The sequence below is a fragment of the Halolamina sp. C58 genome (assembly GCF_051195095.1).
Lineage (GTDB): Archaea > Halobacteriota > Halobacteria > Halobacteriales > Haloferacaceae > Halolamina.
Window position 1 is genome coordinate 467,996 of record NZ_JBNTJY010000001.1, and the last position, 14,879, is coordinate 482,874.

16 protein-coding genes are annotated in these 14,879 nt (G+C 69.6%); 8 read left to right on the plus strand and 8 right to left on the minus strand.

Features of this window, described 5'->3' with window-relative positions; all coding sequences use genetic code 11:
• Positions 1–10: 10 nt before the first annotated feature.
• Entirely contained in the window at positions 11–952 is a 942-nt protein-coding gene (locus ACQUSM_RS02510; RefSeq protein ID WP_435115385.1) for a PLP-dependent cysteine synthase family protein, read from the plus strand.
• 3 nt (positions 953–955) lie between these two features.
• Here ACQUSM_RS02510 and ACQUSM_RS02515 read toward each other — a convergent pair whose 3' ends face one another.
• The 7 genes from ACQUSM_RS02515 to cyaB all read right to left on the minus strand — a co-directional run bounded on the left by ACQUSM_RS02515 (position 956) and on the right by cyaB (position 6,689).
• Positions 956–1,348, minus strand: coding sequence for a hypothetical protein (locus ACQUSM_RS02515; RefSeq protein ID WP_435115387.1), 393 nt, complete (start codon positions 1,346–1,348; stop codon positions 956–958).
• A gap of 171 nt (positions 1,349–1,519) precedes the next feature.
• On the minus strand, positions 1,520–1,966 hold the full coding sequence (locus tag ACQUSM_RS02520) for a DUF5804 family protein (RefSeq protein ID WP_435115389.1): 447 nt from the start codon (positions 1,964–1,966) through the stop codon (positions 1,520–1,522).
• Between the two features lie 51 nt (positions 1,967–2,017).
• Positions 2,018–3,202 carry a tRNA sulfurtransferase gene (locus tag ACQUSM_RS02525; RefSeq protein ID WP_435115391.1) on the minus strand — a complete coding sequence of 395 codons (1,185 nt, stop codon included), beginning with the start codon at positions 3,200–3,202 and terminating at the stop codon, positions 2,018–2,020.
• A 56-nt stretch (positions 3,203–3,258) separates the two neighbouring features.
• A complete protein-coding gene (locus ACQUSM_RS02530; protein WP_435115393.1) occupies positions 3,259–4,311 on the minus strand; it encodes a CNNM domain-containing protein in 1,053 nt (350 codons plus the stop codon).
• A 48-nt stretch (positions 4,312–4,359) separates the two neighbouring features.
• Complete coding sequence (locus tag ACQUSM_RS02535) at positions 4,360–4,830, minus strand: phosphatase (protein ID WP_435115395.1); 471 nt, start codon at positions 4,828–4,830, stop codon at positions 4,360–4,362.
• 30 nt (positions 4,831–4,860) lie between these two features.
• Positions 4,861–6,075, minus strand: a complete 1,215-nt coding sequence (locus ACQUSM_RS02540) for a methionine adenosyltransferase (RefSeq protein WP_435115397.1) — start codon at positions 6,073–6,075, stop codon at positions 4,861–4,863.
• Between the two features lie 59 nt (positions 6,076–6,134).
• Positions 6,135–6,689: a class IV adenylate cyclase gene (cyaB, locus tag ACQUSM_RS02545; protein WP_435115399.1), complete on the minus strand. Its 555-nt coding sequence runs from the start codon at positions 6,687–6,689 to the stop codon at positions 6,135–6,137.
• 129 nt (positions 6,690–6,818) lie between these two features.
• Here cyaB and ACQUSM_RS02550 point away from each other — a divergent pair, with 129 nt between their 5' ends.
• The 7 genes from ACQUSM_RS02550 (at position 6,819) to ACQUSM_RS02580 (ending at position 13,962) form a co-directional block, all read left to right on the plus strand.
• The gene (locus tag ACQUSM_RS02550) at positions 6,819–7,748 is read left to right on the plus strand and encodes an FKBP-type peptidyl-prolyl cis-trans isomerase (RefSeq protein ID WP_435115401.1); all 930 of its coding nucleotides are present in this window, start codon (positions 6,819–6,821) and stop codon (positions 7,746–7,748) included.
• A 328-nt stretch (positions 7,749–8,076) separates the two neighbouring features.
• Positions 8,077–9,426, plus strand: a complete 1,350-nt coding sequence (hflX, locus tag ACQUSM_RS02555) for a GTPase HflX (RefSeq protein WP_435115403.1) — start codon at positions 8,077–8,079, stop codon at positions 9,424–9,426.
• A 124-nt stretch (positions 9,427–9,550) separates the two neighbouring features.
• Positions 9,551–10,291, plus strand: a complete 741-nt coding sequence (locus tag ACQUSM_RS02560; protein WP_435115405.1) for a hypothetical protein — start codon at positions 9,551–9,553, stop codon at positions 10,289–10,291.
• A gap of 602 nt (positions 10,292–10,893) precedes the next feature.
• Positions 10,894–11,982, plus strand: a complete 1,089-nt coding sequence (hisC, locus tag ACQUSM_RS02565) for a histidinol-phosphate transaminase (RefSeq protein WP_435115408.1) — start codon at positions 10,894–10,896, stop codon at positions 11,980–11,982.
• Positions 11,979–12,515: an adenylate kinase family protein gene (locus ACQUSM_RS02570; RefSeq protein ID WP_435115411.1), complete on the plus strand. Its 537-nt coding sequence runs from the start codon at positions 11,979–11,981 to the stop codon at positions 12,513–12,515. Before hisC ends, ACQUSM_RS02570 begins: the two co-directional genes overlap by 4 nt.
• Positions 12,512–13,129 carry a CDP-alcohol phosphatidyltransferase family protein gene (locus ACQUSM_RS02575; RefSeq protein WP_435115413.1) on the plus strand — a complete coding sequence of 206 codons (618 nt, stop codon included), beginning with the start codon at positions 12,512–12,514 and terminating at the stop codon, positions 13,127–13,129. The genes ACQUSM_RS02570 and ACQUSM_RS02575 overlap by 4 nt, the downstream gene beginning before the upstream one ends.
• Positions 13,130–13,191: 62 nt before the next feature.
• Complete coding sequence (locus ACQUSM_RS02580; protein ID WP_435115415.1) at positions 13,192–13,962, plus strand: class I SAM-dependent methyltransferase; 771 nt, start codon at positions 13,192–13,194, stop codon at positions 13,960–13,962.
• Here ACQUSM_RS02580 and ACQUSM_RS02585 read toward each other — a convergent pair whose 3' ends face one another.
• Entirely contained in the window at positions 13,963–14,772 is an 810-nt protein-coding gene (locus ACQUSM_RS02585) for a nucleoside phosphorylase (RefSeq protein ID WP_435115418.1), read from the minus strand.
• Between the last annotated feature and the right edge of the window lie 107 nt (positions 14,773–14,879).

The window sequence follows — 14,879 nt, forward strand, 5'->3', positions numbered from 1 at the left end:
GTCCGGGTAGATGGACGCGAACGTGATCGACGCCATCGGGTCGCCGCTGGTCGAAGTGGCGTCGCCGGTCGGCACGGTTGCCGCCAAACTGGAGTCGAAGAACCCCGGCGGCTCCGCGAAGGACCGCCCGGCGTTGTACATGATCCGGGCGGCCGAGGAGGCCGGCGAACTCGGTGAGGGCGACGCGATCGTCGAGCCCACGAGCGGGAACACCGGGATCGGGCTCGCGCTGATCGGGGCGGTGAAAGGGTACGACGTGCGGATCGTCATCCCCGGCTCGAAATCGCCCGAGCGCCGCCGGATCATGCGCGCCTACGGCGCCGACATCGAGGTGGTCGACGGCGACATCAGCGACGCCCGCGACCGCGCCGACGAGCTCGAAGCCACGGGCGACTACGTCCAAGTCCGGCAGTTCGAGAACGCCGCCAACCCCCGTGCCCACTACGAGACCACCGGCCCGGAGATCCTCGAACAGGTCGACGACCGCGAGATCGACGCGTTCGTCGCCGGCGTCGGCACCGGCGGGACGCTGACGGGGACGAGCCGCCGGCTTTTGGAGGCGTTCCCCGAGATGGAGGTCGTCGCGGTCGAGCCCGGAGAGAACGCCGTGCTTTCGACCGGCGAGGCCGGCCACGACGAGTATCAGGGGATGGGGCCGGGGTTCGTCTCACCCAACCTCGACGTTGATCTGATCGACGCCGTCGAGGCCGTGGACCTCCCGACCGCCGAGCGGGAGTGTCGCTGTCTCGCCCGCGAGGAGGGCATTCTGGTGGGGCAGTCCAGCGGCGCCGCCAACGTCGCCGCCCGTCGGACCGCCGAACGACTCGCCGAGGCGGGTGTCGACGATCCACTCGTGGTGACGGTGTTCCCCGACGGCGGCGAGCGGTACATGTCGACGGGGCTGTTCGAGGCCGAGGACGCCGAGGACTGCCAGTGGCAGTGCGACGAGTAGCGATCAGAAACAGGCTACCGTCGGCTGGTGGCGGAGTCGATCCGTCGTGAGGTCGCCCTCGCCGCGGAGTATCCTCTCCTCGGTGACCAGATACGTGACTGGCTCGGGCGCGCCGTCCCAGTGGACCTCGATCGGCGTCTCCCCGCCCGTATCTCGGTAGTTGCCGTTGGTGTACGAGGTCAGCCGAACGACGTACGTGTCGCCGTGGGCGGTGACGTTCACGTCGTCGGTGTACGTCTCGATGTAGGTGACGTTCTGCCCGCCGGCGAGCGCGGCGTTCTGGATGTACGTCTCCTCGAACGACGCGACGAAGGCGCCGACCGTCTCCGCGGTGAGCGAGTCGGGGCGCTCGGGGTACTCGTCGGTCGCCACCTCGTTCCTGTCGGCTTCGGGCATCGGGCGATCGTTCACCTCGCAGGGACCGGTCGGGGTGGGAATCGGAGTCGGGGACGCGGTTCCGCCCGGGCCGACGGCGGCACAGCCGGACAACACCACCAGAACCGCGAGGAGGAGGGCGCGCATGACCGAAACCGAGAGCGGAGCCCGGTAAACGTCTTGTGGCGGTCGCTACGGCTCGAACTCGTCCTCGGTCACCCGAACGACCAGCACCTCGTCGTACCCCTCACGTTCGGGAGTCCAGTCGCCCTCCCGCTCGACGAAAGCGGGGTCCTGTGGTCGACCCTCCTCGACCCCGTACACTTGCAAGAAGTCGCCGGTGTCGGCGGGGTCCACGTCGCCGTCGCGGATCGCCGTCGCCAGCTCGCGGGAGAGCCACTCTGTCTCCGACACCGAGTCCGACTGCACCAGCGCCGTCCGGACGAACCGGACGAGGTACCAGTTCAGGTCGTTCAGCAGCGACACCGCGGCACCGATGGAGACGGTGTCGAGCGCGAGGCTGTTCGCGTAGGGCTCCCGTAGCTCGTACGTCGAGAGCGCCTCCCGGGCGGTTTCCCGGGAGAGCAGTTCGTACCGGAGGTCGCTCTCGGGCTCGCCCAGCAGACAGACCTGCGCCATCGTCGGGGGGTCGCCGGCGCGGAAGAAGTGGGTTGCGGTCCGCCGCCGGGCTCAGTCGTCGCCGACGACGGAGCGCTCGTCGGCCAGCGCCGCCGCGCGGGCGAGCAGGTCGTCGGGCTCGGCGGCTTCGACCTCGGCGAGCGTCGCGTTCGTCTCCGGGTAGTCGGGCGCGACGCGCTCACAGCCCACGTTGGTCGTCGCGTCGACGAACGTCCCGATCTCGCGGGCCTGCTCGACGATCTCCGGCTTGTCCCGCGTGAGCAGCGGGCGGTGGACCGGCAGGCTCGCGGCAGCGTCGGTGACGCGGACGTTCGGGCCGGTCTGGGAGGACTTCTGCCCGATCGACTCCCCCGTCGCGATCGAGTGGGCGCCAACGTCGTCGGCGACTGCCTCGGCGACCCGGAGCATCGCGCGTCGAAGCGAGAGCATTCTGGTGGGGCCCGTCTCGGCAACCAGATCGTCGACGAGGTCGCCCGCGGGCACGACCCGCAGTCGGGCGTCGACGTGCGGCGCCGAGCGGGCGACCGTCCGCGCGGTCTCGGTCGCGCGGGCGAGGTGGTCCGGGCCGCCGTAGTCGCCGAGATCGAGGTAGACGGGCACCACTTCGAGCCCGCGCTTGAACAGCTCCCACGCCGCGACCGGGGAGTCGAGCCCGCCGGAGAACAGCGCGACCGTCGTCCCCTGCGTGCCGACGGGGAGCCCGCCCGGCCCCTCGTACTCGGCGGCGGAGACGAACGCCTCGTCCTCCCGGACGTCGAGGCGGTACGTGCGGTCGGGGTCGTCGAGGTCCACGTCGGCGCCGGTCGCCTCTCCGATCGCCGCGCCGACCTCGCTCGCGACCTCCTGACTCGTGAACGGGTGGACTTCAGCCGTGCCGGCGCGGTTCGCGCGGACCGCGAACGTGGCGCCCTCCGGGTGGTCGTCGGTCAGCGCGACCGCCGCCTCGGCCAGCGCCTCCATCTCGGGGGCGGTCGAGATCGCCGGCCGCGTCGAGACGACGCCGAAGGTGTCGGCGGCCGCGCGGGCGGCCTCGTCCGCAGAGAAATCGGTGTCGCCATCGGTCGGTCGAATCAGGAGCCGCGACCACGTGCGCTCGACCGCCCCGGCGATCCCGCGATCGTCGAGAACCGCCCGCACGTTCGCGGCGAGGCGGTCGAGCATCTGCCCGCGGACCTTGTCGCTCTTGATCCCCGCCTCCCCGTAGCGGACGACGGCGAGCTCCGGTGACTGCTGCACGGGCGGGGTAGCGGGCGGGCGAGCATGGGTGTTTCCTTCCGGGGCGGACGCGACCGTTACTCCTCGTCCAGCAGGTCGATCGGGTCCTCGATCTGCCCGGTGATCGACTCGAGCAGGTCGGTCACGGTCACCATCCCGACCACGTCGCCGTTTTCCAGCACGAACGCGAGCTCTTGGCTCTCGACTTGGAACTGGTCGATAGCGTTGCTGACGCTCGTGTCGCCGGAGATCGTCATCGGCGCCGCCGAGAGGTTCGTGAAGTCGATATCGCCGTCGGCGACGCTGTCGCGGTAGCGAGCGAGCATCGGGAAGTAGACGATCCCGCGGAAGTCGTCGAGATCCTCGCCGATCAGCGGGTAGCGCGTGTGCGGGTGGTCTTCCATCCGGCGGAAGTTCTCCTCGGTGTCGACCTCGGTCGAGAGCGCCACGATCTCCTCGGTCGGCACCATCACGTCCTTGACCTGCTGATCGCCGATCGTGAGCGCGTTCAGTACCTCCTCGCGGCGTTCCTCGGACATCTCGCCCTTCGAGAGCACCGAGCCCAGCCGTTTGTGGAGGTCGGCACGGGACTCGATGGCGTCCTCCTCGGCCTCCAGCCACGCGCCGGTCATCTCGATGCCGAACAGGCCGAGGGTGGCCTTCGCGACCCAGTCGCCCAGCTTGATGATCGGGAGGATGAGTCGGTTACACCAGTACAGCGGCGTCGCGCCGTACTTACAGACCATCCGGGAGCGCTCGACGCCGAGGTAGGTGGGCGTCTGCTCCCCGTGGGTCAGGTGGACGAGGTTGATGATCAGGAACGCGATGATCGCCCCGATGCTGACCCCGACGAGGGGCTCGAACAGCGCGCCGAGCGCGGGCTCGGCGACGATCCCCACCGCGATACTGGAGGCGGTGATCCCGACCTGACAGGTGGTGAGGTACAGTTCGAGGTCGTTGGTCATCTCCCAGGCGCGCCGGAGGGCGGCGCTGTCGCTGTCGCCGAGGAACTCCTCCTTCGAGAACTGTCTGGCCCGGGTGAGCCCGAACTCGATCGCGACGAAGAAACCGTTCGCGAGGATCAGTCCCAGCCCCGCGACGAGTCTGACTGCGAGTTCGAACGTCTGCATGGGCGTGTCTCTGGATCGCCCCCGGTAAATGCCCGGTGGCTCCGAGGCCTACCCCCTCGCGGCGAGGTACACCACCCCGAGTTCGACCAGCGCCGGGTGGGGAACCGCCTCCGGCCGCGCCGCCTCGACGGTTGCCAGCCCGTCCCGGAACGACGCGCCGCGCTCGGCGGCGACCGCCGTCGCGAGCACCGCAGTACTCCGACTCACACCCGCCTTGCAGTTGACGAGCACGTCGCCCGTCCCCGAGAGCCGTCGCACGGCGTCGACGGCGGCCGCGAACGCGCTCCAGTCGTTCCCTTCGCCGTCGGTCAACGGGTGGTGGTGCGTCGTCAGGGGGGACGCCGCAGTCGAGACGGAGACCACGGCGTCGAACCGACGCTCGTGGCGGTCGGGATCGGCGGCGTGACGGTTGCCGAGGTGGAGCCCACGCTCGTTCAGCGGTGCGATAACTGGCTCGTCGGCGACGGAGCCGATCGGTCGGAGGAACGTCCAGTCCGTGTCGTCCGAGATTTCACTCATCGGCCCCGACTCGCCCGGGTCGAGGGACGGTCAGAACGTCGAGATGTCGCCCTCGATCGCCTCGCGGGTGATCTCGGTGACGTTCGCGAGGTTGTCGTCGACGATCTCGCTCACCTCGGCCTCGATGTCGGCCACGTCGACGCCGTCGGCGGTGACGACCTGTGCGTCGGCGACGTGGGGCTCGTCGATCGGGCGACCGATCTGGGAGAGCAGGCGCAGTTGGAGGTCGCGGATCCCGTCGACTTCGGCGACCACGTCCTCGGCGGTCGCCGTCGAGAGGAGGTTGTAGATCTTCCCGATGTGGTTGACCGGGTTCTTCCCCGAGGTGGCCTCCATGCTCATCGGTCGGTTCGGCGTGATGAGGCCGTTGGCGCGGTTGCCGCGGCCGACGGAGCCGTCGTCGCCCTGCTCGGCGGAGGTGCCGGTGACGGTGAGATACACCGAGCCGGCGTCGTAGTCGTCGGCGGTGTTGACCTCGACGCTGACCTCGCGGTCGGTGTGCTCGCGGGCGAGGCTCTCGGCGTACGCCTGTACCTCTTTCACCGCGGCTTTGTACGCTTCGAGGCTCTCGACGTACTTGTCGACCATCGCGACGGCGACGGTCACGTCGATCGAGTCGCCCTCGCGCTTGCCCATCACCTTCACGTCCGGGCCGACCTCGGGGTTCTCGGCGGCGTACTCGCCGTTGATCCCCCGCTCGATCTCGTGGACGATCGTCTCCGTCTCGGTCAGGGGTGCGTGGCCGACGCCGTAGGAGGTGTCGTTGGCCATCGGCACCTGGACCTCCTCCTCGCCGAACACGTCCTGCAGGTCGCCGCTGCCCTCGCCGAGCTGGATGTCGACGACTACGTCGGTGCCGTACTCCAGTTCGGGGATCTCCTCTTGGAGGTACTCCCGGGCGGCCGCCAGCGCCGTCGAGTCGACGGGCAGCTCGATCGTCTCGCCGTCGCGCTCGTAGCTCTTGGTCGCGCGGCCGACGATGAGGATGTAGATCGGCTCGATCACTTCGCCCCCGCCGTAGGCCGGCGCCGCACGCCCCGCAGCGAGCTGTGTCTCGTCGGTGTTGTAGTGAAGTACCTTGCCGACACGATCGAGATAGAGCTGCGAGAGCGCCCGAGAGACGCTCTCGGCGATACCGTCGCAGATAGAGTCGGGATGGCCGATCCCCTTTCGCTCGACGATCTCGACCTGCTGGTCCTCGACCGCCCGCCGGTCGAGTTCGGAAACCTGAACGTTCCGCGTCATTGCCCTCTCTTCCGCGGCGCGTGGTCTATAACCTTCGGAAACGATCCGGGAGGCGGAAATTACTGCGAAGCATCGCCGTCCAGCAGCAGGCCGAGGTAGGACGTGCGGATCTGGTCGTCGGGATCGAGCCCGAGCGCGCGGAGTCGCTCCTGTGCCCGCTCACGAACGGCTTCGATCTCGGGTTCGGGCGCCTCGCGTTCGATCTCGACGAAGGAACCGAGCCCGTCGACCGTGTCGAGGGTTACGGTGTAGCCGTCGAGTTCGAACCGTTCGCGCTCCTTCTCGACGGTCGCGGCCGGCTCGAACCCGAGCCCGTCAAGGACGCCAGCGGCGGCGACGCCGTCGGCGACGGCGGTCTCGTGCTCCTCGCGGGTCTTCGACTCGGATTCGACGAGCGGCCCCTTATACGTGAGCTTCGTCGTCGTCACGTCGGCGTCGAGGTCGGTCTCTTCGCGCAGGCGGAGCGCCTCGTCGGTCTCGGCGAACTCGCGGTGGGGGGCGTCGTAGTACGTGTCCACCTGTCGGACGTGATCGACGGGCTCGGCGCCGGCGTCGGCAAGCGCCTCCCGGACGGGCCCGTGGTCGGCCGCGACTTTGAGTTCGACCTCGTACATAGCTTCGGCGACGGCGGCGGCGACGAAAAGCCTGCCCTCTCGGCCTCGGCGCGCCGGCGGGGCCGCCGGCGTCGGGGCGTCCAGCCCCGAAACGTTGTCCTTAAGAGTGGAACACGTGACCGTAGACGTATGAGCGAAAACGAGGCCGACGCCGAGAGCGAGGCCGAGGCAGCCGAGACCGAGTCGGGAATTCAGGAGGGAGACTTCGTCCGCATCGACTACAACGTCCGCACCGTCAGCGACGACCGCGTCGTCGACACGACCCGGAAGGACGTGGCCGAGGAGGCCGGCATCGACGACGACGAGTACGACTTCTCGCCGCGCATCATCGTCGTCGGCGAGGGCCACGTGTTCCCCGGCGTCGACGACGCGCTGATCGGCGGCGAGGTCGGCGACGAGGGCACCGTCGAGATCGACGCCGAGGACGGCTTCGGCGAGTACGATCAGGAGCAGGTCCGTACCGTCAGCGCCAACAAGCTGGACGAGGAGAACCGTCGTCCCGGCGCACAGGTCCAGATCGACGGCGATCAGGGCTACGTCGAGCGAGTGATCGGCGGCCGCGCCCGCGTCGACTTCAACCACCCGCTGGCGGGTGAGGATCTCGAGTACGAGTACGAGATCGTCGACGTGGTCGAGGACGACGAGGAGAAGGCCAAGGGGCTGCTGGGGATGTACCTCCAGATGGAGCCGGACCTGCGCATCGAGACCGAGACGGTCGAGGAGACCGTCGAGGACGAGGACGGCGAGGAGACCACCGAGGAGGTCGAGCAGCGCTCCCTCTACATCGAGGCCACCCAGCAGATGCAGATGAACCAGCAGTGGATGTTCCAGAAGAGCCAGGTCGCTCAGGACCTGATGGACCGCCTCGACCTCGACCGCGTGGTCGTCGAGGAGGTCTTCGACGGCAGCGGCGGCGGCATGATGGGCGGCATGGGCGGTATGATGGGCGGCATGGGCGGCGCCGAGCAGATCGAGGAGGAGATCGAGGACATCGAGGAGGATCTCGAAGACGCCGACGTCGACGCCGAGGAGATCGTCGACGAGCTCGAAGACGAGTAACGCAGCCGACACGCGACGCCGTCACACACCGGCCGAACCTTTTTGCGCAATCCGACGCCAGTAGCGCGTAGCCGATGGAGCTCGACTTCTACTGAGCCCGCGCGGCTCACGTGACGGCGGCGAGGCGACAGCCTCGGAAAGCAGCGAGGCAGTAGCCTCGGCATGCAGCGAGGATCCAGCCTCGGCACCCGTGGTTCCGAAACCACGCTGTGAGCGGCGGGAGACCACCTGTGGCACCGTTTTCCGACAGCCTCGGGTCTCCCGCCGGCCGCGGGTCGATCCTGCCGTCGTCGCCCGTCCACGGCGAGGGGCCCACCCCCCACCAACGTTGCAAGATTCACCACCTGCCGAAACGGACGCACAGCCGGCGACCACCAGCGACGACCAGCAGCCAGCGAGCGACGCCGACCGGACCGCGATCGTCGTCGCCCGCGACGCCGACCAACAGCCGGACACGACCGAGATCGAGCGCCTCGCCGCCGCAGCGGGGTACGAGGTCGTCGACGCGCTCACCCAGCGCCGCGCCGAGGACGGGCAGTACAACGTCGGCCGCGGGAAGGCCGAGGCGCTCGCCCGGCGCGTGGTCGCGACCGACGCCGACGCGGCGCTGTTCGACGTGGAACTCACGCCCGGGCAGTACAGTTCGCTGACCGAACTGCTCCCGGACGACACCGCCGTCCTCGACCGCCACCGGCTCGTGCTCGATATCTTCGAGGCCGGGGCCGGCGACGAGGCCGCCCGTCTGCAGGTCGAACTCGCGCGGCTGCGGTACGAACTCCCCCGCCTCCGCGAGACCGAGGAACGGACTCACCTCCAGCGCGCCGCGGAGACCGGCTCCCGCGTGGTCGACACCGAGCGACGGATTCGAACCGTCGAGAACAAGCTCGACGAACTCGCCGACCGAGCCGGCGAGCGCCGTGCCGAGCGCCGCGAGCAGGGGTTCGATCTCGTCGCGATCGCGGGCTACACCAACGCGGGCAAGTCGACGCTGCTGCACCGGCTGGCGGACGACCTCACGGTCGACGAGATGGCGCCGGGCCACAACGACCTCGACGGCGTCGCCGAAGTGGAAGATCGGCTGTTCAAGACGCTCGACACGACCACCCGGCGGGCGGAGATCGACGCGCGGCGCGTGCTGCTGACCGACACCGTCGGCCTCGTCGACGGCATCCCGCACGATCTCGTGGCCTCCTTCAGCGCGACGCTCGATGCGGTCGCCGACAGCGACGCCGCGCTGCTGGTCGCCGACGCGAGCGACCCGCTCTCGGAGTTGCGCGAGAAACTCCGGGTCTCGCTCGGGGAGCTCGACGACCCCCGCGGCGAGCTCCTGATCGTGCTCAACAAGGTCGATCTCGTGGACGACGACGGGTTCGACCGGCGCCGAGAGGTGGTCGAATCTGTCGCCGGCGACCGTGCCGCGGCCGTGCTCCCGGTCAGCGCGATCGAGGGAGCCGGGATCGACCGCCTGCGCGACACCGTGGCCGAGGTACTGCCGACCGAGGAACTGCGGTTCGAGCTCCCCAACACCGGGACGACGCAGTCGTTCCTCGCGTGGGCTCACGAGCACGGCCGCGCCGACGCCGAGTACGAGGGCGACCGCGTCCGCGTTCGGTTTGCCGGCCGGCCAACGGTCGTCGACCGCGCGCGCTCCCGGGCGGCGTCGATCAAGAGGGACTGATCGCGACCCCAGTGCTGCTCCGCTGACTTTTTCTCACTCTGCCCCGAGGGGGCTTGTGTGTGCGGCACACGGCCGCGGGTGCGGTCACGGCGGCGCCCGCCGGCCACGCACGCGGTGCTCAACCATGACTGACAACGGCGGTAACGACCGACGACGGGACATCGAGGGGCGAATCGACACGCTCGGCACGGGCAACAACGTGAGCGGCCGGCGGAGCCACGGCGCCGACGCAACCGAGGGCGACGACGCCGACCCGGAGACGGGCGTGACGCCGGAAGCCGACGGCGACGACCGCGGCGGCGACGAGGAGACCGACCGCGAGACGGGCGTGACGCCGGAGGCCGACGATCACGGCAGCGAGGACGCTCCCGAGCGCGAGACGGAAGTGACGCCGGAGGCGAGCACCGACGACCACGAGAGCGAGGAGGAGGACCGCTCGTCGCTGGACATCGAACTCGACCCGTTCGTGCGCGCCTTCGCCGCGCGGCGGGCCGACGAGAGCGACGAGACGCTCGACGAGTACGTCGTCGGCTCGGTGAAGGGGTATCTCGCGGGGCTGCTCGGCGGCGACGTGGAGTCGCCGGGCACGCTGAAGCGGCGGGTCGAGGTCGAGGCCGACGACGTGTTCGGCGGCCTGCTCGACGCCGTCGCCGACGAGGAGCAGGACCGCGGTGATGTGGTGGTCGCGGCGGTCGCCGAGGCGTACGACGTGCCCGAAGACGACGAGCTGACCGTCGCCGGGCTGCGCGACCACGAGGCGATGCTGAACGGTGTTGTGGCGAACAGTTCGAACAGCCTCGGCGACGTGTCCGAGGTCGTGCAGGCGGCCGTCGAGACGCGGCTGATCGAGGAGCGGCGGGAGTAGCGGCGTTTTCGTCCGGGCGGTTTCGGATGTTTTCGTCGAGTTCGTGGAGACAGCTAGCGACAGGACCGCGGAGTGAGCCTGACCACTTGTGACCGCAACCGCCCCGCACAGCTCTCATCGCTCGCGGGTCGCTTTGCTCCCCGCTCGCTTCGAGGCGGTTTACCTCGCCTTCGGCGAGTTTTCCCGCCTCGCTTCCTCCCCAGCCGACTCACTCGCTCACGTTCGTTCGCTCGTTCGTCCCTCGCGCTGTCGTACGGGCGACCCGTGCGTCGCCCGTACGGCCTGCGGGATCTTCGATCCCGCTCTGACACGCGGCACGAGGCCGCGTGCGCTACGCGCCGACCGCGGCCGCGGTGCGGTGGCGGTGGACGCCTCGCGAGCGCCACGTTGGCGCTCGCGGGGGGAGGGGTGGGGGACTCCGAACTGTGCCGGGCCTCGTGCCCGGCACACTGCGGTCGCAAGTGGCCAGCGATCGAGCTGCTGTTGCTGTCACCGCAATCCCCAACCCGAGAATCTGTCACCACCCCTTGACTAAACCCCAATACTGCCACACCCGAACAGAGGGCGGGAGCCTTATCCCCCATCACCGAGAACGTCGCGATATGCAACCACGCGACCTCTCCGCCCACGTCGAGTACGTTCCGGGCCGGGGGGTCGAGGAGGTCGCTCGCGACCTCGGCCTCGATCCCGACGAGCTCGTGAAGCTCTCCTCGAACGAGAACCCACACGGCGCCAGCCCCGCGGCCGTCGACGCCGTCCGCGGCGCGGCCGAGGAGATCTCCGTCTACCCCAAAGCCGCCCACACCGACCTCACGGCCGATCTCGCCGACTACTGGAACGTCGACACCGAGCAGGTCTGGGTCAGCCCCGGCGCCGACGGCGCGATCGACTACCTCTCGCGGGCGATGCTCGACCCCGACGACCCCGTGTTGGTCCCCGACCCCGGCTTCTCCTACTACGGGATGAGCGCGCGCTACCACCACGGCGACGTGCACACCTACGAGCTCTCGAAGGCCGAGGGATTCGAGATGACCGCCGACACCGTGCTCGACGCCTACGACGGCGAGCGAATGGTGTTCGTCACGTCGCCGCACAACCCCACGGGGGCGACGATGGCCCGCGAGGAGATCGAGACGCTCCTCCGGACGGTCGGCGACGACTCGCTGGTCGTAATCGACGAGGCGTACGGCGAGTTCGCCGAGGAGCCCTCCGCCGTCGACCTGCTCGACGACTACGAGAACCTCGCGATCCTCCGGACGTTCTCGAAGGCGTACGGGCTGGCGGGCCTGCGGATCGGCTACGCGCTCGTTCCCGCGGCGTGGGGTGACGCCTACGCGAAGGTCTCCACGCCCTTCGCCGCCAGCGAGATGGCGCTGCGGGCCGCGATGGCCGCGTTAGCGGACGACGCACACGTCGAGAAGTCCGTCGAGAGCGCCGAGTGGGCGCGGGCGCACATCCACGACCACCTCGACGCGCCGACGTTCGACAGCGAGGCCAACTTCGTGCTCTGTGACGTGGGCGACGGGAGCGCCGTCGCCGAGGCCGCCCAGCGGGAGGGCGTGATCGTCCGGGACTGCAGCTCGTTCGGCCTGCCGGGCTGTGTCCGGATCTCCTGTGGGACCGAAGCCGAGACGCGTCGGGCGGTCGAGACGCTGAACGACGTGCTCGCCGAGTTGGAGGCCACGGCATGAGCGGGAGCGACGACCTCGCGTTCGACCGCGTCGCGCTCACGGGCACGCCCGGGACCGGCAAGAGCACGGTTGCCGAGGCGGTCGGCGAACGCCTCGACATCCCCGTCCACCACCTCAACGACCTGATCCGCGAGGAGGGACTTCACGAAGGTGAAGACGAAGAACGCGGCTCGCTCGTCGCGGACCTCGACGCGATCCGGGAGTACCTCGGCGACTGGTCCGGGCTGCTCGACTCCCACCTCGCCCACCACCTCGACGCCGACGCCGCGATCGTGTTGCGCTGTCACCCCGATGAACTGGAAGGGCGTTTGGCCGAGCGCGACGAGCCCGACGCGAAGATCGCCGAGAACGCCGAGAGCGAGGCGCTGGACATCGTGCTCAGCGAGGCGGTCCGGACGTACGGCGAGGAGAACGTCTACGAGATCGACACTACAGACCGGCCTGTCGAGGCGGTCGTCGACGACGTGATCGCCGCCCTGCGTGGCGAGCGCGAACCGTCGGCCGGCACGGTCGACTTCACGGGGGCGCTGTGACGCTCGATCAGTACCGCGACATCGCGGACCGCCTGCTCGTCCCGTTCGTCGACGCCGCGGAGGCGCTGGGGCTCACCCCTGACGGCGTGAGCGTGATCGCGTTCCTCTTCGCCGGCGCCGCCGGCGGCGCGTTCGCGCTCGCGGGCGGGCAGGGGCCGCTCTGGCTCTACCTCGCGGCCAGCGTCTTCGTGTTCGCGAACGGCTGGCTCGACCTCGTCGACGGCGCGCTCGCCCGCAGCCTCGGCACCGACTCCGAGGGCGGCGACCTGCTGGATCACGTGCTCGATCGCTACGCGGACGTGCTCATCATCGCCGGGCTCGCGGCGGGCGCCGACGCGTACGCGCTGGGCCTGCTCGCGGTGACGGGCGTGCTGCTCACCTCCTACCTCGGCACGCAGATTCAGGCTGTCGGGCTGGGCCGGGAGTACGGCGGCCTGCTCGGCCGCGCGGACCGCCTCGCGCTCGTGGGGATCGTCGGCGTCGTCGCGTTCGTACTCCCCGGCGAGATCGTCGCCGGCTTCGGCGCGGTCGAACTGCTGCTCGTTCTCTTCGCGATCGTCGGCCACCTCACCGCACTCCAGCGGTTCTGGGGTGCGTGGTCGGACCTCTCCTGACACGTGCGAACACGTTTCGAACGAACAGAAAACTGATACCTACCCCGCGCACAGCCGGCGCCATGCGCGACCTCCACCAGTCGAACCGACGGCTCTGGGACGAGTGGAGCGACGACTTCCAGGCTATCTGGCGTTCCGACACCGACGAGGACGAACTCCCGCCCGCACCCTCTCCGTTCGCCGCCGACGCCCCCGGCGGCCCGCAGCCGGAGATCCTCGAAAGCGTCGAGGGGAAGGCGTACGTCGAACTCGGCTGTGGCGGCGGGCAGGGCACCGTCGGCACCGCCGAGATCGGTGCCGAGCCCGCCGTCGGGGTGGACTTCTCGGGCGAACAGCTCCGGTACGCGCGGCAGCTCCGCGACGAGTACGGCGTCGACGCGCAGTTCGTGCAGGGCGACGTGACCGACCTCCCGCTGCCGGACGACCGCTTCGACGTGGCCTCCTCGGAAGCGGCGTTCCAGATGGTCGAACACGTCGATCGTGCGTTCGCGGAGGCCCACCGCGTGCTCCGTGAGGGCGGCGTGTTCGTGTTCAGCGTGCTGCACCCCCTCCACGAGGCGCTGGACCCCGAGACTGGAACGCTCGCGGAGAGCTACGTTGATCCGGGGCCCAGAGAGATCGAGATCGACGAGGCGTTCGAGGAGACGCTCACCGTCTTCGATCGCACCGTTGCGGACCTCCACAACGGCCTCGTCGACGCCGGCTTCGAGGTGCGGCGGCTGCTCGAACACCACAACCACGAGGTCGAACAGAACGAGCCGGAGGAGAGCGATCAGCCGGACGTGCTGTGGAAAATCCCTCAGAGTGTTCGGTTCTGGGCGGTCGCGCAGTAATCAGTCCAGACTCAGCCCGGCGTGCCAGCGGTCCGCGCCGGCTTCTTCCTTCACTTCGTCCATCTTCGCGAGCAGCTTCACCGCCAGACTGGCGGTCTCGGCGGCGACGGACTCCCCCTCGGTCATGAACTCCCCCGTGGTGCGGTTCGCGAACACCGAGCAGACCGCGCCCGCCCGCAGCCCGTAGACGTTTGCGAGCGTACAGACCGCGGCGGCCTCCATCTCGATGTTGAGGACGTTCGCCTCCTTGAGGTCCTCGACGAGGTCCTCGCTGCCGGCGGCCTCGAACCCGTCGAACCCCTCCCGGCCTTGGCCGGCGTAGAAGGAGTCGGCGGACATCGTGAGCCCGACGTGGTAGTCGTGGCCGAGTCGCTCGGCGGCGGCGATCAGCGCGGAGACGACCTCCTCGTCGGCGACCGCGGGGTAGTCCTCGCGAACGTACTCCTTGCTCGTCCCCTCCTGTCGGACGGCGCCGCGAGTGATCACCAGATCGCCCACGTCCATCTCGGGCTGGATCGCGCCACAGGAGCCGACGCGGATGAACGTGTCCGCGCCGACGCGGGCGAGCTCCTCGACGGCGATCGCGGCGGAGGGCGAGCCGATCCCCGTGGACGTGACGGAGATGGGCGTCCCCTCGTACGAGCCCGTGGCCGTGCGGTACTCGCGGTGGTGGGCGACCTCCTCGTGATCGTCCCACAGCGGCGTGACCTTGTCGATCCGCTCGGGGTTGCCGGGGAGTAGGACGCTGTCGGCGACGTCGCCGGGTTCGAGTTCGACGTGGTACTGCATCTCGTCGGACGCGTCGGACATGCTTCCCGGGTTCTCCGCTGTGGGGCGTAAGGCTGTCGTTCGCTGTCGGTCGCGTCTGTCTCGGGTCCAGTTCGACCCCAGCGCGATCGTTTCGCCCCGAGTGTCGG